At 59.8% G+C, this 23134-nt stretch carries 20 protein-coding genes; 9 read left to right on the top strand and 11 right to left on the bottom strand.

Translation table 11 applies throughout. The features are described 5' to 3' along the window. Positions 1 to 172 precede the first annotated feature (172 nt). On the top strand, positions 173 to 595 hold the full coding sequence (locus ACYZUA_RS00540; RefSeq protein WP_095127512.1) for a phasin family protein: 423 nt from the start codon (positions 173 to 175) through the stop codon (positions 593 to 595). Positions 596 to 605: 10 nt separating this feature from the next. Beyond that, positions 606 to 1409 carry a phasin family protein gene (locus tag ACYZUA_RS00535; protein ID WP_461961672.1) on the top strand — a complete coding sequence of 268 codons (804 nt, stop codon included), beginning with the start codon at positions 606 to 608 and terminating at the stop codon, positions 1407 to 1409. Positions 1410 to 1584: 175 nt separating this feature from the next. On the opposite strand, the gene ACYZUA_RS00530 is transcribed toward ACYZUA_RS00535, so the two are convergent. The 10 genes from ACYZUA_RS00530 to ACYZUA_RS00485 all read right to left on the bottom strand — a co-directional run bounded on the left by ACYZUA_RS00530 (position 1585) and on the right by ACYZUA_RS00485 (position 14582). Continuing rightward, positions 1585 to 2205, bottom strand: coding sequence for a TetR/AcrR family transcriptional regulator (locus ACYZUA_RS00530; RefSeq protein WP_033055348.1), 621 nt, complete (start codon positions 2203 to 2205; stop codon positions 1585 to 1587). Positions 2206 to 2264: 59 nt separating this feature from the next. After that, on the bottom strand, positions 2265 to 3947 hold the full coding sequence (gene phaC / locus ACYZUA_RS00525) for a class II poly(R)-hydroxyalkanoic acid synthase (protein WP_461961671.1): 1683 nt from the start codon (positions 3945 to 3947) through the stop codon (positions 2265 to 2267). A gap of 114 nt (positions 3948 to 4061) precedes the next feature. After that, entirely contained in the window at positions 4062 to 4916 is an 855-nt protein-coding gene (phaZ, locus tag ACYZUA_RS00520) for a poly(3-hydroxyalkanoate) depolymerase (RefSeq protein WP_282481081.1), read from the bottom strand. Positions 4917 to 5148: 232 nt separating this feature from the next. Continuing rightward, positions 5149 to 6828, bottom strand: coding sequence for a class II poly(R)-hydroxyalkanoic acid synthase (gene phaC, locus ACYZUA_RS00515; protein WP_461961670.1), 1680 nt, complete (start codon positions 6826 to 6828; stop codon positions 5149 to 5151). A gap of 257 nt (positions 6829 to 7085) precedes the next feature. After that, positions 7086 to 7463: a gamma-butyrobetaine hydroxylase family protein gene (locus ACYZUA_RS00510; protein ID WP_008149540.1), complete on the bottom strand. Its 378-nt coding sequence runs from the start codon at positions 7461 to 7463 to the stop codon at positions 7086 to 7088. Between the two features lie 119 nt (positions 7464 to 7582). Beyond that, complete coding sequence (gene hslU / locus ACYZUA_RS00505) at positions 7583 to 8923, bottom strand: ATP-dependent protease ATPase subunit HslU (protein ID WP_461961669.1); 1341 nt, start codon at positions 8921 to 8923, stop codon at positions 7583 to 7585. Between the two features lie 55 nt (positions 8924 to 8978). Beyond that, on the bottom strand, positions 8979 to 9509 hold the full coding sequence (gene hslV / locus ACYZUA_RS00500) for an ATP-dependent protease subunit HslV (protein WP_007899242.1): 531 nt from the start codon (positions 9507 to 9509) through the stop codon (positions 8979 to 8981). A 230-nt stretch (positions 9510 to 9739) separates the two neighbouring features. Continuing rightward, positions 9740 to 10447 (bottom strand): SPOR domain-containing protein, encoded by a 708-nt coding sequence (locus ACYZUA_RS00495; protein WP_461961668.1) that lies wholly within the window; start codon positions 10445 to 10447, stop codon positions 9740 to 9742. 1 nt (position 10448) lies between these two features. Next, on the bottom strand, positions 10449 to 12185 hold the full coding sequence (gene argS, locus ACYZUA_RS00490) for an arginine--tRNA ligase (protein WP_461961667.1): 1737 nt from the start codon (positions 12183 to 12185) through the stop codon (positions 10449 to 10451). 177 nt (positions 12186 to 12362) lie between these two features. Beyond that, complete coding sequence (locus tag ACYZUA_RS00485) at positions 12363 to 14582, bottom strand: primosomal protein N' (protein WP_461961666.1); 2220 nt, start codon at positions 14580 to 14582, stop codon at positions 12363 to 12365. A gap of 354 nt (positions 14583 to 14936) precedes the next feature. Between ACYZUA_RS00485 and rpmE the strand changes: the two genes are divergently transcribed. From rpmE to ACYZUA_RS00470, 3 genes are all read left to right on the top strand, one after another. Further along, a complete protein-coding gene (gene rpmE / locus ACYZUA_RS00480; RefSeq protein ID WP_008149553.1) occupies positions 14937 to 15167 on the top strand; it encodes a 50S ribosomal protein L31 in 231 nt (76 codons plus the stop codon). 14 nt (positions 15168 to 15181) lie between these two features. After that, positions 15182 to 15982, top strand: a complete 801-nt coding sequence (locus tag ACYZUA_RS00475) for a thermonuclease family protein (RefSeq protein WP_461961665.1) — start codon at positions 15182 to 15184, stop codon at positions 15980 to 15982. Positions 15983 to 16165: 183 nt separating this feature from the next. Continuing rightward, positions 16166 to 17434, top strand: a complete 1269-nt coding sequence (locus tag ACYZUA_RS00470; protein WP_461961664.1) for a malic enzyme-like NAD(P)-binding protein — start codon at positions 16166 to 16168, stop codon at positions 17432 to 17434. Between the two features lie 254 nt (positions 17435 to 17688). Here ACYZUA_RS00470 and ACYZUA_RS00465 read toward each other — a convergent pair whose 3' ends face one another. Then, positions 17689 to 20130, bottom strand: a complete 2442-nt coding sequence (locus ACYZUA_RS00465; protein WP_461964160.1) for a penicillin-binding protein 1A — start codon at positions 20128 to 20130, stop codon at positions 17689 to 17691. Between the two features lie 218 nt (positions 20131 to 20348). Here ACYZUA_RS00465 and ACYZUA_RS00460 point away from each other — a divergent pair, with 218 nt between their 5' ends. From ACYZUA_RS00460 to ACYZUA_RS00445, 4 genes are read left to right on the top strand one after another with little or no spacing between them, the layout of a single operon-like run. Beyond that, positions 20349 to 21413 (top strand): pilus assembly protein PilM, encoded by a 1065-nt coding sequence (locus ACYZUA_RS00460; protein ID WP_046045616.1) that lies wholly within the window; start codon positions 20349 to 20351, stop codon positions 21411 to 21413. Further along, complete coding sequence (locus tag ACYZUA_RS00455; protein WP_461961663.1) at positions 21413 to 21979, top strand: PilN domain-containing protein; 567 nt, start codon at positions 21413 to 21415, stop codon at positions 21977 to 21979. Before ACYZUA_RS00460 ends, ACYZUA_RS00455 begins: the two co-directional genes overlap by 1 nt. Then, positions 21976 to 22599, top strand: coding sequence for a type 4a pilus biogenesis protein PilO (gene pilO / locus ACYZUA_RS00450; protein WP_461961662.1), 624 nt, complete (start codon positions 21976 to 21978; stop codon positions 22597 to 22599). Before ACYZUA_RS00455 ends, pilO begins: the two co-directional genes overlap by 4 nt. After that, positions 22596 to 23123 (top strand): pilus assembly protein PilP, encoded by a 528-nt coding sequence (locus ACYZUA_RS00445; RefSeq protein WP_461961661.1) that lies wholly within the window; start codon positions 22596 to 22598, stop codon positions 23121 to 23123. The genes pilO and ACYZUA_RS00445 overlap by 4 nt, the downstream gene beginning before the upstream one ends. Positions 23124 to 23134: the final 11 nt, after the last annotated feature.

Genomic DNA, 23134 nt, shown 5'->3' with positions numbered 1-23134 from the left:
AATACCGCGGTGTCTGCATCGCGAGCAAGCTTTGCTCCTACAGGTGAGTGGTGAGGCATCACCGGTTTGTGTCAGTTGTTAGGGTGCCGTTTCTAATTTTTCTCCCTACTTTGTGCCTGAGCCCGACTCTTTCGCGGGCAGTTCCTCAAACCTTCTGCGCGTGAGGTGCACCATGGCCAAAGTTATTTTGAAGAAAAAAATCGACGCTTCGACGACTGCTCTGGGCGACGTTAAATCTTATGCCCGCAAGATCTGGCTGGCAGGCCTGGGTGCCTACACCAAGGTCGGTCAAGAGGGCAGCGAGTACTTTCAAGAGTTGATCAAGGCTGGTCAAACTGTTGAAAAACAAGGCAAAAAAGTAGTTGCCGAGAAACTTGAAGCGGCCAATGCCGAGATCGATGAAGCCAAGAGTGAAGTGAGCACTTTCAAAGGCAAGGTCGAACTTCAACTCGACAAGGTCGAGAAGGCTTTTGACTCGCGTGTCGCAAGTACCTTGAATCGTATCGGCATTCCGTCTAAACATGACGTTGAGACACTCTCTGCCAAGCTCGATGAGCTGACGGCATTGCTCGAACGCGTCGCGCGTAAATCTTAAGGAGAACGGGATGGCTGGTAAAAAGAACACCGAAAAAGAAGGCAGCTCGTGGATCGGGAAAGTCGAAGACTACTCCCGCAAAATCTGGCTGGCTGGTTTAGGCGTGTACTCGAAGATCGACACTGACGGCAGCAAGCTCTTCGATACATTGGTTAAAGATGGCGAGAAAGCCGAGAAGCTCACCAAGAGCGCTGTTGGCAAGAAAGTCGATGCTGCCAAGGACTCTGCTACGTCGGCCAAGTCGCGCATCAGCGGCGTGAAAGATCGTGCACTGGGCAAGTGGGATGAGCTGGAAGGGGCTTTCGACAAGCGTCTGAACAGCGCCATTTCGCGCCTGGGTGTACCGAGCCGCAATGAAGTCAAGGCACTGCACAGCAAGGTCGATACCCTGACCAAGCAAATCGAAAAACTCACCGGTGCCAAGGTCGCGCCTGTTGCGGCAAAAACCGCGGCGGCCAAACCTGCAGTGAAGTCCGCTGCCAAACCACTGGCTAAAGCTGCCGCTAAACCGGCTGCCAAACCAGCGGCCAAAACTGCCGCAGCCAAAGCAGCAGCAAAACCAGCCGCTAAACCGGCTGCCAAAACTGCAGCGGCCAAACCCGCAGCCAAGCCAGCGGCAAAACCTGCCGCAGCGAAGAAGCCAGCGGTGAAAAAGCCGGCAGCTCCGAAAGCGGCTGCACCAAAACCAGCAGTGGCTGCCGCCAAACCGGCAACCCCGGCCCCGGTCAGCGCATCGAACTCCGCTGCTGCACCGACCGCTGCTGTAACCCCGACTGTCGCGCCAGCTCCTTCGACGCCAACCAGTCAGTCCTGATTTTCAGGGCTCAAGAAAACGCCCGGCCTGTGAAGGTCGGGCGTTTTTTTATGCACGGATTAATGAACGCCGCAGATCCACTGTGGGAGCGAGCCTGCTCGCGAAAGCGGTGGGTCAGTCGACATCATTTTTGAATGATAAACCGCTTTCGCGAGCAGGCTCGCTCCCACAGGGGTTATTCGTGTTCTTCGAGGTATTGAAGCGCCAACTGCTCCGTCGCGACCTTGATCGGCGGCAACAAATGCGGCGCCACCAGCATCATGATCTGGTACACCACCAACCTCACCTCGCCCTCGCGATCAAGAATCCGCTGATAGTCCAGCGAAAACAGCAGCGTCATGGTGATCTGTTCCACCAGTTGCCCCAACGCCTGGGTATCGCTGACCAATTGCCCTTGAGCCTTCAATCGTGCGAGCAACGAAGCCAGCGTGCGCTTCAACGCGTTGAGCAGGTTGCGTATGCCCTTGGCCAGTTTCGGCAAGCGCCCGGCGAGGTTCGACAGGTCCTGGAACAGAAACCGGTAGTGGGCCAGGCGCTCGACAATCAAATGCAGGAACAGCCAGTAATCTTCAGGTGCAAGTTCCACATCGGCCGGTGGATCGAGCAGGGGCGCCAGTTCGGCCTGGAAGCGCTCGAACAGTCCGAGAATCAACGGTTCCTTGCCGTGGAAGTGGTAGTAGAGGTTGCCCGGGCTGATGCCCATTTCGTTGGCCACTTCCATGGTGGAGACGTTCGGCTCGCCCTTCTGATTGAACAATTGCAAAGCACATTCGAGAATCCGGTCGCGGGTTTTCATCCAGTCTTCTTAATGGTCAAGTCATGCCACGGCCGGCGCCGGCCGTGGTTCGTTGTCAGTCAGCGCACGCGCACATAAGTGCCGGGTGCCGCTTCCATTGGTGGATAGTTCTGGTTGCCGAGCGCCATGTGGGTTTCTTTTTGCGCGCCTGAACGTTCTTGAATCCAGCTCAACCATTGTGTCCACCAACTGCCGTTGACTTGCTTGGCGTCGTAATACCAGGCGCGTGGGTCACCGCTCAGCTTCGTGCTCTCGACGAAGTTGGCTTTCGGGTTTGATGGTGGGTTGAGAATGCTCTGTATATGACCGCTGTTGGACAACACGAACCGTCGCTCGCCACCCAGCAGCAGGGTCGAGCGATACACCGCATCCCACGGGGTGATGTGGTCATTGATGCCCGCAACGCTAAAGCTGTCGACGGTGACTTTCTGCAAGTCGATCGGTGTGCCGCACACCTCCAGACCACCCGGATGACTCATCGGGTTGTGTTTGAAGAAGTCCAGCAAGTCGCCATGCAAGGCTGCCGTCAAACGTGTGTTGTCATTGTTCCAATAGAGGATGTCGAACGCCGGTGGCTCCTTGCCCAACAGGTAGTTATTGACGAAATAGCTCCAGATCAAATCGTTGGGGCGCATCCAGGCGAAGACCTTGGCCATGTCGCGGCCGTCCAGCACGCCTTTCTGATAGGAGCGACGCTTGGCCGCTTCAAGCGTCTGCTCGTCGGCGAAGAGAGTCGCAGGCGAGTCCATCTGACTGTCGAGCAGGCTCACGAGATAGGTCGCGCTGGACACTCGCCGAAGTTGTCGCTTGGCCTGCAAATGGCCTTGCAGGGCGGCAATGGTCAGCCCGCCCGCGCAGGCGCCCATCAGGTTGACCTCACGAGCGCCGGTGATCGCCCGGCACACATTCATCGCTTCTTCCACGGCTTCGACGTACGTCGATAGCCCCCATTCGCGATGACGTACATCCGGATTGCGCCAACTGATCATGAAGGTCTGCAAACCGTTCTTCAGGGCGAACTGGACGAAGCTGTTGTGCGGGCTCAGGTCGAAAATGTAGTACTTGTTGATCTGTGGCGGTACCACCAGCAGCGGTTTGGAATACTGTTTTTCGCTCATGGGCTTGTACTGGATCAACTCCAGCAGCTCATTGCGAAACACCACGGAGCCCGTCGTGGTGGCGACCGTTTTGCCGACCTCGAAAGCTTGCTTGGTGACTTGTCTGGGCAGGCCGTCGTTGTGCAGGAAGTCGTCGACCAGGTGGCCGATACCTCGCACCAGGCTGTTGCCGCCGGAGTTGAAAATCTCCTTGATCGCCAGCGGATTGAGCAGGCTGTTGGACGGAGCCATGGCGTCGTTGAGCAAGGCGAACGCGAAGTGCGCGCGGGCGCGATCGTCCGGGGTCATGTTGCTGTCGTCGATCCAGTGTCTGACCTCTTTCTGCCAGCTCAGGTAGGCCTGCAAACTGCGGCGATAAAAAGGATTGAGGCTCCACGCCGGGTCGGCAAAGCGATTGTCCTGCGGATTGGTCGGGTGCAGGGTTTCGCCCAGCAATACGCGGCCCAGTTGACCACCCAGCTTCAAGGCGTGTCGGGCGGTGTGCACCGGGTTGCGCAAACCATGGGCGGCAACGCTGCGCAGGGTGGAAAACAGATCCCGGCCACGCAGGCCGGTAATCGCACTCTGTGCGTTGATGAACGCGGCGGGAGTGGACAAAAATTCCCTCGCTGGTTTTTCGCGCATGAATGAACACTCCTTCGTCTTCAGGCCAAATACAGATACACCGAACCAGAACACCATAGACGCTGTTGCGGATTGTTGCGCGGCGCTGCGTCTTCCCGACCGACAATGGGCCGATTAGCCGCCAAATGGAGCCGGATGCGGATGCATCACGGCACGCTGACGTTCTTCCTCGAGAAACTTCATGATGATCGGTGCCACCGCTTCGGCCCGAGTGATCAAAAACAGATGCCCGTCATCGATGATGTGCAATTGGGCGTTGGGAATCCGCCAGGCCAGTAACCGCATGTTGACCAACGGGATCAGTGGATCGTCGTCACCGGCCAGCACCAGGGTTGGCTGGTGGATCTTGTGCAACCAGTGAATGCTGGTCCAGCCGAGGCCGGCGAACAGCTGCCAGTAATAACCGAGTTTGCCGGCCGAGCGGACCTTGGCGGCATGGCTGGCGGCGAGGGTTGGATCGCGACGGAACGCACCGCCGTAGATCATCGGCGCAATGCGAATCACGTGAGACGGCTGGATGTAGCGTCGTGGGCTGGCCATCATCCACAGGACTTTCGGCTTGCCCGGCACCATCACCGTGCCCGCCGCCGTGGCCGCCAGAACGAGTTTTTTGCAGCGCTCGGGATAGTCGTAAGCGAACTGCTGGGCCAGGGCGCCACCCCACGACACGCCGATTACGTTGACTTGCCCGTAGTCGAGATAGTCGAGCATCCGTGCCGTGAGTTTCGCCAGGCCCGGAAAGCGATACGGGCGCCGTGGCGTCGACGAACCGCCGACACCAGGCACGTCGAAGGCGATGACTTCCAGGTCCGGGTCCAGCGCCGCGACGAACGGAAACACCAGCTCCAGGTTGGCGCCGATGCCGTTGAAAATCAGCAAGGGCGTCAAGTGAGGCTTGCCGGGGCGTACCGCCGTGCGGAGGGTCTGGCCATCCAGGTCGACGGTACGAAATATGAACGGTTGCGGCATGCTTCAGGCCCTGTGGGTCACTGTCTCAATTTCACCCCCCGATCCCCTGTGGGAGCGGGCTTGTGTGGTGAGGGGATTTATCCCCGTTCGGCTGCGAAGCAGTCGTAAAAACCAATGCACTCGGTGTAACTGATACACCGAGGCCGCAGATTTTGGGGCGGCTTCGCCACCCAACGGGGATAAATCCCCTCGCCACACAAGCCCGCTCCCACAGGAGGGCGAGGTGTGTCAGTTATCGCTCATGCACATAGGTGCCTGGTGCAGCTTCACCTGCTGGATAAGCCTTGTTGCCCAAACTGCCTGGAGACTTCTTCAGCTTGCCCGAACGCTCGGCTTGCCATGCCTGCCAGTGCAGCCACCAGGAATCGGTGTGCTTGGTTGAGTTCTCTTGCCATTCCTCGGCTTTGATCGGCATCTCGGTGCTGGTCATGTAGCGCGATTTCGGATTGCCCGGCGGGTTCAGAATGCTCTGGATATGCCCGCTGCTGGACAGCACGAACTCAACCTTGCCGCCGAACAGTTGCGCCGACTTGTAGCAGGACTTCCACGGGGTGATGTGGTCGTTGGTGCCTGCCAGGGAATAGATGTCGGCAGTGACCTGCTTCAGATTGATCGGTGTGCCGCACACTTCCAGTGCGTCAGGACGGATCAGTGGGTTGGTCTTGAACATCTCGATCAGATCGCCGTGGAACGCTGCGGGCAACCGTGTGGTGTCGTTGTTCCAGAACAGGATGTCGAACACCGGCGGCTCGTTGCCCAGCAGGTAGTTGTTGACCCAGTAGTTCCAGATCAGGTCGTTGGGGCGCATCCAGGCGAAAACTTTCGCCATGTCGCGACCTTCCAGCACGCCGGCCTGATAGGAGTGGCGCTTGGCCGATTCGAGGGTTTGCTCGTCGACGAACAGTGCCACGTCGCTGTCCAGGGTGGTGTCCAGCACGCTGACCAGCAGCGTCAGGGCGTTGACCTTGTTCTCGCCGATCGCGGCGTAGTGGCCCAGCAGGGCGGTGCAGGTGATGCCGCCGGAGCAGGCGCCGAGCATGTTGATGTCTTTGCTGCCGGTGATTGCGGTGACCACGTCGACCGCTTCCTTGAGCGCTTCGATGTAGGTCGACAGACCCCACTCGCGCTGCTCCTTGGTCGGGTTGCGCCAGCTGACAATGAACGTCTGCATGTTGTTGCGCAGGCAGAAGCGCGCCAGGCTCTTGTCCGGGCTCAGGTCGAAAACATAGAACTTGTTGATCTGCGGTGGCACCACCAGCAGTGGGCGCTCGTGCACCTGTTCGGTGGTCGGCCGATACTGGATCAGCTCCAGCACATCATTGCGAAACACCACCGTGCCTTCGGTGACGCCCAGGCTCTTGCCGACCTCGAACGCGCCCATGTTGACCTGGCTCGGCATGCCGCCGTTGTGCACCAGATCCTTGGCCAGATGGGAGAGGCCGTCGAGCAGGCTTTTGCCGCCGGTTTCGAAGAAGCGTTTGACCGCCGCCGGGTTGGCCGCACTGTTGGTCGGGGCCATGGCTTCGGTCATGAGGTTGATCACGAAATGCCCGCGTGCGACGTCCTTGGGCGAGAGGTTGCTTTCGCCGATCCAGTCATGGAGCTCCTTGCGCCACGCCAGGTAAGTTTGCAAATAACGTTTGTAGAGCGGGTTCTGGCTCCAGGCCGGATCATGGAAGCGACGGTCATCGCTGGTCGGTTGCAGCGCGGATTTGCCAAACAGCACGTTCTTCAGTTCGATGCCGAAATGAGCGACATGCTTTGCACTATGAATCGGTTGTTTGATGGCCTGGGTCAGCACCATTCGGGCAGAGCCCAACAGATCTTTTCTACGCAGTCCAACGACCGGATTCAGCCCCAAGGTATTTTCCGAGGCTTGATACTTCAAGTCATCGTTATTCTTGTTACTCATCTACGACGCTCCATTGTCCTGAGACGAGTACCTGGGTCCAGCTGTGCAGTCCACAGCCAATGCCAGGTACTACTGCTCGGGTGACCGTTAATTCTGCATCGCTGCTTTTTAGTTCAGAGAGCACTGCAGGTACCTTGCCAGCTCCATTGGTTACCCGAGTTTAATTTTTTTCGCAAGCAGGCCAATCGTCGGCCCGAAAGCGGAGCATTCAAACAGATGGAATTAGAAAATGCCTTCTAATGAGTGAAAGGCCTGATTTAGAGCATCAGCTTGACGATGGATTCGTTCGGGTCGCGGGTCTTTCCGGCGGCTTTGAGTTCGGCAAGATAATCGTTCCAGAGATCCTCTTGGCGCACGCCCAACTGGTACAGATATTCCCAGGTGAACAGGCCGCTGTCGTGGCCGTCGTCGAAGGTCAATTTCAGTGCGTACTGACCGGCCGGTTCGACCTTGGTCAGGCCTACGCCGATCTTGCCAAATTGCAGGATAGGTTTGCCGTGGCCCTGGACCTCGGCGGAAGGAGAGTGCACGCGCAGGAACTCGGCGGGCAGGTGATGCTCCTCGCCAGACGCGTATTTCAGCGACAGGGTTTTCGAGGCTTTGTGCAGTTTGATATCGGTGGGGAGTTGGGTCATGACCTGGAGTCCGTCTGTAAGCGCATGGTCTGACTCCTGTAGGAGCACGGCTTGCCGGCGATGGCGATCTCAAGTGCGCCATCGCCAGCAAGCTGTGCTCCTACAGAGGGTCGCTTGGCTTACAGGATATAACGGGACAGGTCTTCGTTCTGCGCCAATTCGCCCAAGTGGCTGTTGACGTAATCGGCGTCGATCAGGATCGCCTTTTCGTCGTGGGCGCTGGCCAGATCACCGGCGCTGAACGACACCTCTTCAAGCAGGCGCTCAAGCAGCGTGTGCAGGCGACGGGCACCGATGTTCTCGGTCTTCTCGTTGACCTGCCAGGCGATCTCGGCAATACGCTTGATGCCGTCCGGCAGGAATTCAATCACCAGGCCTTCGGTTTTCAGCAGTGCGCAATACTGCTCGGTGAGCGACGCGTGCGGCTCGCTGAGAATGCGTTCGAAATCTTCAGGTGTCAGGGCCTTGAGTTCGACACGAATCGGCAGGCGACCTTGCAGCTCGGGCACCAGATCGCTCGGCTTGCTCAGGTGGAACGCACCGGACGCGATGAACAGGATGTGGTCGGTCTTGACCATGCCCAGTTTGGTGTTGACGGTGCAGCCTTCGATCAGCGGCAGCAAGTCGCGCTGTACGCCCTCACGGGAGACGTCGACGCCACCGGTGTTGCCGCGCTTGGCGACCTTGTCGATTTCGTCGATGAACACGATGCCGTGCTGCTCGACCGCTTCCAGCGCCTTGGCCTTCAACTCTTCTTCGTTGACCAGGCGACCGGCTTCTTCGTCACGCACCAGTTTCAGCGCTTCCTTGACCTTGATCTTGCGGCTCTTGCGTTTGCCCTTGCCCATGTTGGCGAACAGGCTCTGCAGCTGGTTGGTCATCTCTTCCATGCCCGGTGGCGCGGAGATATCGACACCGGCCATTTCGGCGACTTCGATTTCGATCTCTTTGTCATCCAGCTGACCTTCGCGCAGGCGCTTGCGGAACAGCTGGCGGGTGTTGGAGTCGGCCGACGGCGCGGCGTCGTCGTTGCTGAAACCCATACGTGCCGGTGGCAGCAGGGCGTCGAGGATGCGTTCTTCGGCGGCGTCTTCGGCGCGGTGGCGAACCTTGGTCATTTCCTGTTCGCGCAGCAGCTTGATCGCCGCGTCGGCCAGGTCACGAATGATCGATTCAACGTCGCGGCCGACATAGCCGACTTCGGTGAACTTGGTCGCTTCGACCTTGATGAACGGCGCGTTGGCGAGTTTGGCCAGGCGACGAGCAATCTCGGTTTTGCCGACACCGGTCGGGCCGATCATCAGGATGTTTTTCGGTGTGACTTCAACGCGCAGCTCTTCAGGCAGCTGCATCCGGCGCCAGCGGTTACGCAGCGCGATGGCGACGGCGCGCTTGGCATCGTCCTGGCCGATGATATGGCGATTGAGTTCGTGGACGATTTCACGGGGAGTCATGGACATAGTAATTGGCGGTCCTCAGGTAAAAGTGAGCCGTGGCGTGGTGGCCAAAACAGGCTTACTCAGCGAGGTCCTGCTCCTCAATGGTAAAGGTGTGGTTGGTGAATACACAGATGTCGCCGGCGATACCGAGGGCGGTTTCGACGATTTCCCGGGCCGACAGATCGGTTTTCTTCAGCAGTGCGCTAGCGGCAGCCTGGGCGTAACCGCCACCGGAGCCCATGGCGATCAGACCTTCTTCAGGTTCGACCACGTCGCCGTTGCCGGTGATGATCAGAGAAGCGTCTTTGTTCGCGACCGCGAGCATGGCTTCGAGGCGGCTGAGGGAGCGGTCAGTGCGCCATTCTTTGGCGAGTTCGACGGCGGCGCGAACCAGGTGGCCCTGATGTTTCTCAAGCTGGCCTTCGAACCGCTCGAAGAGGGTGAAGGCGTCAGCGGTGGCCCCGGCAAAACCGGCGATTACCTGCCCGTGGTACAGGCGGCGAACTTTCTTCGCGTTGCCTTTCATCACGGTATTGCCGAGAGAAACCTGGCCGTCGCCGCCCATGACGACTTTGCCGTGGCGGCGAACTGAAACGATGGTGGTCAAGGGAGAGTCTCCACGCAGCGGGGCGAAAATGCCTTATGCCAACTCATATGGGGGTGGTGGAGCGTTTTTCAACTGCAGGAAGGGAGAGGGGACGAGCGGTGCGAGGCGAATGAGATGTGTGGTGCTGTTAAGGACGCCATCGCGAGCAGGCTCGCTCCCACAGGGTTAGTGCATATCCTGTGGGAGCGAGCCTGCTCGCGATGAACGATGACGCGGTGTCGCTGATAGAATCAGCGGTTTTGGCGTTGTTGTAACAACAGGTTGCTGAACCCACTGCCGGCCAGTTGTTTCTGGGCGGTAGTCAATTGCTCGCGATTGCTGAACGGTCCGACCAATACCCGATACCAGGTTTCATCCTTCACGGTGCCGGATTCAACCGCCACGGCCTGACCCAGCAAAATAATCTGCGCCCGAACCTTGTCCGCGTCAGCCTCCTTGCGGAACGAACCGGCCTGCAGGAAGAACTTGGTCACTGGCGCCGCTTTGGACACCGGCGGCGCTGGCGGCGGGGTAATCCCGGCCAGTGCGGCCTGAGCCCGCGCGGTATCGATCTTCGCCGCTTGCTCTGGTGTGACCGGCGTCGTCGGAATGGCCGGCACTTGTGGCGTCGGCAGGGTTTTCTCCGGCACGGCATCCGGCGGCACGATGACTTCCGATTCCGGCAGCAACGTGTAGAAGTCGTACTTCGGCTTCACCGGTTGCGTCGGGCTCGGCGGGGTCTTGTTAGCCTCGGCGATCTTCGTGGCTTTTTGCTGCTCGATCTTCTCGCGCTTGACGCTCTCGCTGCCCTTGCCCGGTTCCAGTTTCATCAGGAACACAAGAAACGCGCCGACCGTCAGGCCGATGGCCATCCACAGCCAGCCCGGGATCGGTTGCTTTGCAGGAGCTTGGTAACGGCTGGCGCCACGCTTGGGTGCAGGTTTTTTCTTGGCAGCCAACTTACATACGCTCCAGAGTTTCCAGACCCAAGAGTTCCAGGCCTTGCTTGAGAGTGCGGCCGGTCAGCGCGGCGAGGCGCAGGCGGCTCTGCATTTGCGCTGGGGTGTCGGCGCTGAGGATCGGGCAGTTCTCGTAGAAGCTGGAGAACAGGCCGGCGACATCGTACAGGTAGGTGCACAGGATGTGCGGCGTGCCCTTGTCGGAAACGTTGTTCAGCACTTCGCCGAACTGCGCGAGTTTCGCCGCCAGTTCGTGTTCGTGCGCCGCTTCGAGGGCGATCTGGCCTTCGACTTCGCTGAAGTCCTTGCCGAGTTTGCGGAACACGCCGGCCACGCGGGTGTAGGCGTACAGCAGGTACGGTGCGGTGTTGCCTTCGAAGTTCAGCATCAGGTCGAAGTTGAAGCTGTAGTCGCTGGTGCGATGCTTGGACAGGTCGGCGTATTTCACCGCGCCAATACCCACGACCTTGGCGATGTTGCGCAGCTCGTCATCGGCCAGCTCCGGGTTCTTGTCCTTCACCAGGGTGTAGGCGCGTTCCTGGGCTTCGGTCAGCAGATCGATCAGCTTCACGGTGCCGCCATCACGGGTCTTGAAAGGACGGCCATCTTTACCGTTCATGGTGCCGAAGCCCATGTGTTCCATTTCCATCGGGTGCGTCACGAAGCCGGCCAGGCGCGCGACCTGGAATACTTGCTGGAAGTGCAGGGCCTGACGCTGGTCGACGAAGTACAGCGCGCGATCAGCCTTCAACTTGCCGCTACGGTAACGCACGGCCGCCAGGTCGGTGGTGGCGTAGAGGTAACCGCCGTCAGCCTTGACGATGATCACTGGCAGCGGGTCGCCATCGGCGTTCTTGAATTCATCGAGGAACACGCACTGGGCGCCGTTGCTCTCGACCAGCAGGCCAGCGGCCTTGAGGTCGTTGACCACGTTGATCAGGTCGTCGTTGTAGGCGCTTTCGCCCATCACATCGGCCATGGTCAGTTTGACGTTCAACAGTTCGTAGATTTTCTGGCAGTGCGACAGCGAGATGTCTTTGAACTTGGTCCACAGCGCCAGGCAATCCGGGTCGCCGGCTTGCAGTTTGACCACCAGGCCACGGGCGCGATCTGCGAACTCTTCGGATTCGTCGAAGCGTTGCTTGGCCGCACGGTAGAAGTTTTCCAGGTCCGACAGCTCGTCGCTGGTGATCGGGTTTTCCTGAAGGTAGGCCATCAGCATGCCGAACTGGGTGCCCCAGTCGCCGACGTGGTTCTGACGGATCACTTCGTCGCCGAGGAATTCCAGTACGCGCGCCACGCCGTCACCGATGATGGTCGAGCGCAAGTGGCCAACGTGCATCTCTTTGGCCAGGTTCGGTGCCGACAGGTCGACGACGGTGCGCTGCACCGGGCCGGACTTGCGCACGCCGATGTGGGCGTCGGCCAGGGCGGCGTCCAGGCGAGTGGCCAGGGCTTGAGTATTCTGGAAGAAGTTCAGGAAGCCAGGGCCGGCGATTTCGGTCTTGGTGACGTTTTCATCAGCCGGCAGCGCGGCGATGATTTTCTCTGCCAGGTCACGCGGCTTCATGCCGGCCGGTTTGGCCAGCATCATGGCGATGTTGCTGGCGAAATCGCCGTGAGTCTTGTCACGGGAGTTTTCCACCTGGATCGCCGGCGACAGGCCTTCAGGCAACACACCTTCGTTGACGAGTTGGGTGATGGCTTGTTGGATCAGCTGGCGAATGGTGTCTTTCATGGTGTTCTCTTTCGACCGCAAGCGCGGCGGCGCCTGGATGCGCTAGTGGAAAAACTGGGCATTATCCGTTGCGAAGACGGGCTTGCCAACTATAGCGGGCAGGTTATGGATATGTGGTGACAAATCGGCCGCCATCGCGTGTAGGAGCAAGGCTTGCCCGCGATGGCGATCTACCCATCAATACAAATCCACGGGATCGACATCAAGGGACCAGCGTACCGCCCGCCCACTCGGCATCTGCTCCAAAACCAGCAGCCAGCTGCTTAATAGTCGATGCAGCGGCGCCCGGGCCGTCGCTTGCAGCAACAACTGCGCACGATAACGCCCGGCCCGGCGTTCCATCGGCGCAGGTACCGGCCCTAGCAGCTCAATTCCGGTCAGGTTCTGTTCGGCCAGCAAACGCTCGGCCTCGCTGCACGCCTCATCAAGAAAACCCTCAGCTTGACCCGGTTTGTGCGCTTCGGCCCGCAGCAGCGCCAAGTGCGCAAACGGCGGTAAACCTGCCGAGCGCCGTTCGCTCAACGCCTGTTCGGCAAAGGCGAAATAGCCCTGTTCAGTCAGTTGCACCAGCAGCGGATGGTCAGCCAGGTGCGTCTGGATGATCACTTTGCCCGGTTCTTCAGCCCGGCCCGCGCGCCCGGCAACCTGGACGATCAACTGCGCCATGCGCTCGCTGGCGCGGAAGTCGCCGGAGAACAGGCCGCCGTCGGCATCCAGAATCGACACCAGGGTCACCCGTGGAAAGTGATGTCCTTTGGCAAGCATTTGCGTGCCCACCAGAATGCACGGCTGGCCCTTCTGGATGGTCGCGAACAGCTGATTCATCGCGTCTTTGCGCGAAGTGCTGTCGCGGTCGACCCGCAGCACCGGGACGTCCGGGAACAGAATCCCCAGCCGTTCCTCGGCGCGCTCGGTGCCGGCGCCGACAGGTCGCAAATCGACTTTGCCGCACTTCGGGCAATGCCGAGGGACGCGTTCGACGTAGCCACAATGGTGGCAGCGCAGTTCGCCGGAGCGCTGATGCACGGTCATTCGTGCATCGCAGCGCTGACACTCGGACATCCAGCCGCAGTCGTGACACAGCAAGGTCGGGGCAAAACCGCGTCGGTTGAGGAACACCAGTACTTGTTGTCCAGCGGCCAGCGTCTGACCGATGGCCTGCTGCATCGGCCCGGAAATGCCGCTGTCCAGCGGACGACTTTTCACGTCCAGGCGCAGGAAACGCGGCTGTTTGGCGCCACCGGCGCGCTCGTTCAATCGTAGGAGGCCGTAACGACCGGTGTAGGCGTTTTGCAGACTTTCCAGCGAAGGCGTGGCGGAGCCGAGGACAATCGGGATGTTTTCCTGGCGGGCGCGCACCAGTGCCAGGTCGCGGGCGTGATAGCGCAGGCCTTCCTGCTGTTTATAGGAACCGTCGTGCTCTTCATCGATGATGATCAGGCCGGGGTTCTTCATCGGCGTGAACAGTGCCGAACGGGTGCCGATAATAATGTCGGCGTCACCGTCGCGGGCGGCGAGCCAGGCTTCGAGGCGCTCGCGGTCGTTGACCGCCGAATGGATCAGCGCGATGCGTGCATTGAAACGCTGTTCGAAGCGCGCCAGGGTCTGCGGGCCGAGGTTGATCTCCGGGATCAGTACCAGCGCCTGCTTGCCGGCCTCAAGGGTTTCGCGGATCAGTTGCAAATAGACTTCGGTCTTGCCGCTGCCGGTGACGCCGGCCAGCAGGAACGCGTGATAACTGTCGAAGCCTGCGCGAATCGCTTCATAAGCGGCGCGTTGCTCAGGGTTGAGTGGCAGTTCCGGCTGCGCCAGCCAGTGTTCGTGGCGGGCGTCGGGGGCGTGCTTGCGGATTTCGACTTGCACCAGATCCTTGGCCAGCAGCAAATCCAGGCTGTCCTTGCTCAGCATCAGTTTGCTCAACAACTGATGGGCGACGCCGTGGGGATGCTGGGCCAGGGTCGCCAGGGCCTCCCGTTGGCGCGGGGCGCGAGCGATGCGCGGGTCATCAAGGCTGGCGCCGGGTGCGGCGGACCAGAAGCGTTCCTGCCGTGCTTCGGCCAGTTCGCCTTGTCGCAACAGTACCGGCAGCGCCCAGCTCAACGTGTCACCAAGGCTGTGCTGGTAATACTGGGACGTCCACAGGCACAGTTTGAACAGCGCTGGCGGCAGCGGCGGCGTGGCATCGAGCAGGGCCAGGGCCGGCTTGAGCTTTTCTACTGGCACTTCGCTGTGATCGGTCACCTCCACCAGAATCCCGATCATTTCCCTCCGGCCGAACGGCACCCGCAGGCGCATGCCCGGCTGCAACTGGGCACGCAGAACCCCGGCCGGGGCACGGTAATCGAACAGGCGGCGCAGGGGCGAAGGCAGGGCGAGGCGCAAAATGGCGTCGGGCACGCGGGGGGATCTCGATCAGCGGAAAATAAACAGCAGGGCCAAGACCTGTGGGAGCGAACTGTGGCGAGGGGATTTATCCCCGTTCGGCTGCGAAGCAGTCGCAAACCCGGTGAATACGGTTTTTCTGAAACACCGTAATCACAGGTTCAGGGCCGCTACGCGACCCAACGGGGATAAATCCCCTCGCCACAGTTCGCTCCCACAGGGACGGCGCTTTGGCCCGGGAGCCTAGCAGACGGTCGGTGTAAGGGACAGCTTGCGTGATTGCAAAGGTCTGGTAGAATCCGCGGCCTAATTATGTGCGGTATTCAACAATAGTGTTGAGTGGCGGCACACTAGCCTGAGGAATACACCATGAAAGCCGATATCCATCCAGCGTACGAAACCATCGAAGTAACTTGCAGCTGCGGCAACAAGTTCGAAACTCGTTCGAACCTGTGCAAGCCACTGGGTACTGACGTATGCAACGAGTGCCACCCGTTCTACACCGGTAAGCAGAAGACTCTGGATACTGGCGGCCGTGTACAGCGCTTCGCAGACCGTTTCGGTGCTTTCGGCAAGAAACCTGCTGCTGCAGCAGAGTAAGGTTGCAAAGCCCCATGGGCTTTACCTTGCTGATGAAAAAGGCGTCCCTCGCGGGCGCCTTTTTTGTGTCTGCGATTTGGCTTTCCGGTGCTCAGGCGTTCTGTCCGGCGCCGAGCGGGCTGACCTCGGTCGCGGTGCAACGGGTGGTGGATGGTGACACGCTGCGCCTGAGCGATGGCCGTAGCGTGCGCATGATCGGGTTGAATACGCCGGAGCTGGGCAAAAAAGGCCGCTCCGACGAGCCGTTCGCGGTGGCGGCACGCCAACGCCTGGAAGCACTGGTGAACGCCAGCGGTGGACGGGTCGGTTTATTGCCCGGCAAAGAAAGCAAAGACCATTACGGTCGCACCTTGGCCCATGTCTACAGCGCCGATGGCGCCAACCTTGAAGCGCAGATGCTCGCTGAAGGACTCGGTTTCCAGGTCGCGGTCGCGCCGAATGTCGATCTGGTCGACTGCCAGCAAGCGGCGGAACACAGCGCTCGTCAGGCCGGGCTCGGCTTGTGGCGCCAATCCCCTGTAACGAAAGCGGAGCAGATCAGCGCTTCCGGTTTCGCTGTGCTCAGCGGTCGTGTGAGCAAGGTTCAGCGCAATCGCGGCGGGGTTTGGATCGAGTTGCAGGATTCGGTTGTATTGCGCATTGCTCCCAATTTGCTGGGGCAGTTCGATGTGGCGAGTCTCGAGAGGCTGAAGGGCAGGCAGATCGAGGCTCGTGGCTGGGTGCTGGACCGTTCGCGGCGCGGTGGACTGAAAGAAGGGCAGGCGCGCTGGCTTCTGCCATTGACTGACCCGGCAATGCTTCAGATGGCGCAGTGATAAAAAGTTGTAGACATTTTTCCTGTCGATTGTGAACAGTCAATCCCTTGTGTTCCGCGGCTCTTGGTCCAAAGTCGTAGGGCCGGGCGCTTGACAGGGGTGACTGGTCAGTCTTGTGAGGACTTTGCGAGGCGAGTATCCTCGGCGGTCCGTCTGTCCCACAGTAAAAAGCGGAATGCCCATATGTCTGATTTGAAAACTGCCGCTCTCGAATATCACGCCCATCCCCGTCCAGGGAAGCTGAGTGTCGAGCTCACCAAGGCCACCGCTACCGCCCGCGATCTGTCGCTGGCCTACAGCCCCGGCGTAGCCGAACCAGTACGCGAAATCGCCCGCGATCCTGAACTGGCCTACAAATACACCGGCAAAGGCAACCTGGTTGCAGTCATTTCCGATGGCACCGCAATTCTTGGCCTGGGTAACCTCGGCCCATTGGCTTCCAAGCCAGTAATGGAAGGTAAAGGCGTGCTGTTCAAGCGCTTCGCCGGCATCGATGTGTTCGACATCGAAGTCGACTCCGAAAGCCCGCAAGCCTTCATCGACACCGTCAAGCGCATCTCCATCACCTTCGGTGGCATCAACCTGGAAGACATCAAGGCACCTGAGTGCTTTGAGATCGAACGTGCTCTGATCGAGCAGTGCGACATTCCGGTATTCCACGATGACCAGCACGGCACCGCGATCGTTACCGCAGCCGGCATGATCAACGCCCTGGAAATCGCTGGCAAAACCCTCGCTGACGCCAAGATCGTCTGCCTGGGCGCCGGTGCTGCCGCCATCTCCTGCATGAAATTGCTGGTGAGCATGGGTGCCAACATTGAAAACATCTTCATGGTTGACCGTACCGGCGTGATCCACTCCGGCCGTGACGACCTGAACCAGTACAAGGCTGTGTTCGCTCACTCGACCGAGAAGCGCACCCTGGCCGACGCCCTGAAAGGCGCGGACGTGTTCGTTGGCCTGTCCGGCCCGAACCTGCTGAGCGCTGAAGGCCTGAAATCCATGGCGGCCAACCCGATCGTGTTCGCGTGCTCCAACCCGGACCCGGAAATCTCCCCGGAGCTGGCTCACGCCACCCGTGACGACGTGATCATGGCGACCGGCCGTTCGGACTACCCGAACCAGGTCAACAACGTGCTGGGCTTCCCGTTCATCTTCCGTGGTGCCCTGGACGTTCGCGCCAAGCGCATCAACGAAGAAATGAAAGTGGCGGCGGCCAACGCCCTGCGTGAACTGGCCAAGCTGCCGGTTCCTCAGGAAGTGTGCGACGCCTACGGCGGCATCAAACTGGAATTCGGTCGTGAGTACATCATTCCGAAACCAATGGATGCCCGTCTGATCACCTTGATCTCCGATGCCGTGGCCAAGGCTGCGATCGAGACTGGCGTAGCGACCCTGCCATATCCGAAGAACTACCCGCTGAAAAGCGTGGATGACGTGTTCAACGGCTAAGTCGTTGTAGCGCTTCAACAAAAAGCCCCGGCTCTAACGAGTCGGGGCTTTTTTATTGCCTGTGGTTGTTGTGTGTTCATGAGGGCCTCATCGCGGGCAAGCCTTGCTCCTACGGATGTGTGTCAGGCGTGGTATTCCGTACGACAGGAACCTGTAGGAGCAAGGCTTGCCCGCGATGGCGGTCTGACAGTCACCCAATGCAAAAAAAGCCCCGCTCTTCTTTCGAAGGCGGGGCTTTTTGCCGCTTCAGGCGATCAGAACAAATCGATCGGTGCCGCTTCATCCGCAGGCAGTGGGCTGCCCGGCGCAATGCCATTGCCCAGCTCGTTCCCCGACGGTGGCGTGTCTTCGGCCTTGAACAGCTCGAAGTAGGCGCCTGGCGTGCCTGGGGTGGCTGCACGGCCGCTGATCGGGTCGACTCGCAGGCTGAGGAGGCCTTCCGGCTCTGCCTGCGTATGAGGCGGCAGGCCTTTGAGCGCGGCGCCCATGTAGTTCATCCAGATCGGCAGGGCGACGGTACCGCCGAACTCCTTGCGACCCAGGCTTTCAGGCTGGTCGAAACCGGTCCACACAGTGGTCACATAATCGGCGTTGTACCCAGAGAACCAGGCGTCCTTGGACTCGTTGGTAGTACCGGTCTTGCCCGCAATGTCGCTGCGGCCCAAGGCCAAGGCGCGGCGGCCGGTGCCGAGTTTGATCACGTCCTCGAGCATGCTGTTGAGGATGAACGTGGTGCGACCATCGACGATGCGCTCGGCCACGGCCGGCGTTTGTGGCGCTGGCTGGGCGGTCAAGGCTTCGCCCGGAGTTGCGTTGACGGTGAAGGCACTGGCCGCGACAGGGGCGGCGATGCCGTCGGTGACGACATTGCCTTTCGGGACGCTCGGCGGGTTGGCGACGAACAGCGTGTCGCCATTGCGGCTTTCGATCTTGTCGATGATGAAGGGGGTGATCTTGTAGCCGCCGTTGGCGAAAGTACTCCAGCCGGTGGCGATTTCCATTGGCGTCAGCGTCGCGGTGCCCAGTGCCAGCGACAGGTTGGGCGGCAGGTCCTGCTTGTTGAAGCCAAAGCGCGTGATGTAATCGATGGTCCTGCCAACGCCCATGGCTTGCACCAGCCGGATCGAAACCAGGTTGCGCGACTTGTACAAGCCTTCACGCAAGCGGATCGGGCCGAGGAAGGTGTTGGTGTCGTTCTTCGGACGCCAGACCTTGTCCAGGTACTCGTCGACGAACACGATCGGTGCGTCGTTCACCAGGCTGGAGGCGGTGTAGCCGTTATCCAGCGCCGCACTGTAGACGAACGGCTTGAAGCTCGAACCCGGCTGACGTTTGGCCTGCATGGCGCGGTTGTAGTTGCTCTGTTCGAAGGCGAAGCCGCCGACCAGGGAGCGAATGGCACCGTTCTGCGGGTCGAGGGAAACCAGCGCGCCCTGAGCCTGCGGGATCTGGCTGAATTTCAGCGAGTTGTCCGGCTGGCGCTGTACACGAATCAGGTCGCCGACCTGGGCGACGTCCGAAGGCTGTTTCGGATTGGGCCCCATGCTGTTGGTGTTCAGGAACGGACGCGCCCATTTCATGCTGTCCCAGCCGACATGTTCGTCACCGGTACGGGTCATCACTTGCAGGCCGGTCTTGTCGACCTGGGTGACGATGGCAGGTTCAAGGCTGCTGATGGTGCGCTGTTTGGTCAGCTCGGTTGTCCAGGCCTCGCGAGTCTTGCCCGGCAGGCGCGACTCCGGGCCGCGATAGCCATGACGCTGGTCGTAGGTCATCAAGCCTTCGTGAACGGCGGTGTTGGCCATTTCCTGCAGGTTGCTCGGCACCGTGGTGGTGACGCGGAAACCCTCGGTATAGGCGTCGCTGCCATAACGGCCGACCATTTCGGCGCGGGCCATTTCAGCGATGTACGGCGCATTCACTTCCGGGGTCGGCACGTGATAACTGGCGTTCAGCGGCTCGTTGATCGCGGTGGTGTAGTCGGCTTCGGTGATTTTGCCGAGCTTGTACATGCGCCCAAGGATCCAGTCGCGACGTTCCTTGCTGCGGGCCGGGTTGGCCAGCGGGTTGAAGCGCGAGGGGGCTTTCGGCAGGCCGGCGATCATCGCCATCTGCGCCAGACTGACATCACGAATCGACTTGCCGTAGTAAACCTGCGCGGCGGCTTCGATACCGTAGGCGCGGTTGCCCAGATAGATCTTGTTGACGTAGAGCTCAAGAATCTCGTCCTTGGTCAGCTGCCGTTCGATCTGCAGGGCCAGGAGAATTTCGGTGGTTTTGCGCGAGAAGCTGCGTTCGCTGGTCAGGAAGAAGTTCTTCGCCACCTGCATGGTGATGGTGCTGCCGCCGGACTGAATGTGTCCGCTTTTTACCAATTGGGTGGCCGCGCGCATCAGGCTGCTGGGGTCGACACCGTAGTGATTGGCGAAGTTGTCATCTTCAGCACTTAGTAACGCATTAATGAAATTGGGGGGAATGTCGGCGAACCGGATCGGTGTGCGGCGCATTTCGCCAAATTCTGCGATCAGCTTGTTGTCGCTGCTGTAGACCCGCAAAGGAATCTGCAACTGGATGCTTCTCAGCGCCTCCACGGATGGCAAACCCGGACTAAGGTAGAGAAAGGCGCCGCTAAGACTAAGGAGCAGCCCGCAGAAAACGGCGACGATGGACCATCCGAAAAATTTCAGCAGACGAATCAAGGCTTTTGGACATCCAGGGCAAAGAATGAATTTGGCATCAGGGTTCAGATAAACAGGGAACGACCCGCGCTTGAAGTAAAAATCGGAAAAAAACGCTGGGCATTATAAGCATTTTTCCGGCGAGAGCGTCATTTGCGCTGCTGTCAAGACGGGTGGTTTGAACGCAACGGATATTACAGAGTCCGTAAGACACGGATAGTCATAGGGAATTGGTAGTGCTAGGACTCTTCAATAAAAAGGCCAATACGCTTCTGGGGATCGACATCAGCTCCACGTCGGTCAAGCTTCTGGAGCTAAGCCGCCAAGGCGACCGTTATCGGGTCGAGGCCTATGCGGTGGAACCTTTACCCACCAACGCGGTGGTCGAGAAAAATATCGCCGAGCTCGAAGGCGTAGGGCAGGCACTCGCGCGCGTGTTACTCAAGGCCAGAACCAACCTCAAAAATGTCGCCGTGGCCGTGGCCGGTTCGGCGGTGATCACCAAGACCATCGAGATGGACGCCGGTCTTTCCGACGACGAAATGGAAAACCAGCTGAAGATCGAGGCCGATCAATACATCCCTTATCCATTGGACGAAGTGGCCATCGACTTTGAGGTCCAGGGCGTTTCTGCGCGCAACCCCGAGCGAGTCAATGTGCTGCTGGCGGCCTGTCGCAAGGAAAACGTCGAGGTCCGGGAAGCGGCCCTGGCCCTGGCCGGCCTGACAGCCCGCGTGGTCGACGTCGAGGCTTATGCATTGGAGCGTTCCTACGGATTGCTGGCGAGTCAGCTGGCGGCTTCTCAGGAACGCCTGACGGTAGCAGTGGTTGATATCGGCGCCACCATGACCACCCTGAGCGTGCTGCATCAGGGGCGGATCATCTACACCCGCGAGCAATTGTTCGGCGGTCGTCAACTGACGGAGGAAATCCAGCGACGTTATGGCCTGACCCTTGAGCAGGCGGGGCTGGCGAAAAAGCAGGGCGGTTTGCCGGACGATTACGTCAGTGAGGTGCTGCAGCCGTTTCGCGATGCGCTGGTGCAGCAGGTGTCGCGTTCGTTGCAGTTTTTCTTCGCCTCCGGTCAGTACAACTCGGTTGATCACATCCTGTTGGCCGGCGGTACAGCATCGGTCCCGGGGCTGGACCGATTGATCGAGCAACGATTGGGTACGCCGACGCAAGTGGCCAACCCCTTCTCCGACATGGCCCTGAGCAGCAAGGTCAACGCCGGTGCGCTGGCCAGCGATGCGCCGGCACTGATGATCGCCTGTGGGCTGGCCCTCAGGAGTTTCGACTGATGGCGCGGATCAATCTTTTACCCTGGCGCGAAGAGCAGCGTGAAGCGCGACGCAAACGCTTTTTGCTGGCGCTGGTCGGTGTGATGGTGGGGGCCGTGGGCGCGGTGCTGATCGGGAATCAGGCCATCAGTGGCGCTATTGATCGGCAAATGGCTCGTAACGATTACATCGGTAAACAGATTGCCGTGGTCGACGAGCGGATCAAACAGATCAGCGATTTGAAGGCTCGTCGCCAGCAACTGGTCGAGCGCATGCGCATCATTCAGGACCTGCAAGGCAACCGTCCGATCAGCGGGCGGATCTTCGATCAGTTGGCGCGTACCTTGCCAGACGGGGTGTACTTCACCGAGGTGAAAATGGCCGGCAAAACCCTGTCCATTACGGGCGCGGCAGAATCCAACAATCGTGTTTCGGACCTGATGCGTAATCTGGATGCGTCGGACTGGTTCAATGCGCCGACCCTGACGGAAGTCAAAGCGACGACCGCCGGTCAGCTGGATCAGGCCAACGTCTTTCAGCTGACCGTTCGTCAGACTCAGCCCGCCGCTGCGGAGGGCGGCAAATGAGGCTGTCTGACTGGTTCGAAGGCCTGCGCAAGATCGACATCAATGACCTGGACACCAATAACATGGGTTCCTGGCCGCCAGCCATCAAGGCGCTGGCGGGTAGTTTGCTCATGATCCTGGTGCTTTCGCTGGGCTACAGTTTTTCCATCAGCGACCTTCAGAGCCATCTCGAACTCAAGCGCGAGGAAGAGTCGACCCTCAAGGAGCAATTCGCCAACAAAGCCCATATGGCGGCGAATCTGGAGCTGTATACGCAGCAGATGAAGGAAATGGAGAACTCCTTTGGCGTGCTGCTGCGGCAATTGCCCAGCGACACCGAAGTGCCTGGCCTGCTGGAGGACATCACTCGCACCGGCCTGGGCAGTGGCCTGGAGTTCGAAGAGATCAAGCTGCTACCGGAGAACACGCAGCAGTTCTACATCGAGCTGCCGATCCAGATCACCGTCACCGGCGCCTATCACGACCTTGCCACCTTCGTCAGCGGCGTCGCCGGGCTGCCACGGATTGTCACCCTGCATGACTTCGATCTTGCGCCGGCCAACCCGGAAGGGGGTCCGAAGTTGCGCATGAGCATCCTCGCCAAGACCTACCGCTACAACGACAAGGGGCTGCAAAAATGAGCCCGATTCGTTGTTTTTCGGTAGTGATGTTGGTCGCCGGCCTGGCCGGTTGCGGCAGCGACAATGACTTCAGCGACCTGGATGCGTACATGAACGAAATGCGTTTGCGTGCTCCCGGCAAGATTGAACCAACGCCGACATTTCGGTCTTACCCCACATTCACCTACAGCGCTGCCAACCTGCGAAGCCCGTTTTCCCGACAGATCAGAGTCGATCTGGCCGGCCAGAAACATGGCTCGCGCAACGTCAAACCTGACCCGAGTCGGGTCAAGCAGTACCTCGAAGGTTTCAACATCGAGCAGTTTGAAATGGTCGGAACGATCGCCAATGCGACCGGCTCCTTTGCGCTGCTGCGCGGGGCGGGCGGGGTGCATCGGTTGAAAGTCGGCGATTACCTGGGGCGCAACGATGGGCGGATCGTCGCCATCACTGGCTCGCAGGTCGATGTGGTCGAAATCGTTCCCGACGGCGAAGGCGCCTGGCTGGAGCGGCCGCGGACCATCCCTTTGAAAGAGCACTCATAGTGGAACTCGAA

Source organism: Pseudomonas sp. LS2P72 (assembly GCF_054897865.1).
Note: the sequence above shows the minus strand (reverse complement) of the source record. Positions and strands in the feature narration are given on the sequence as shown.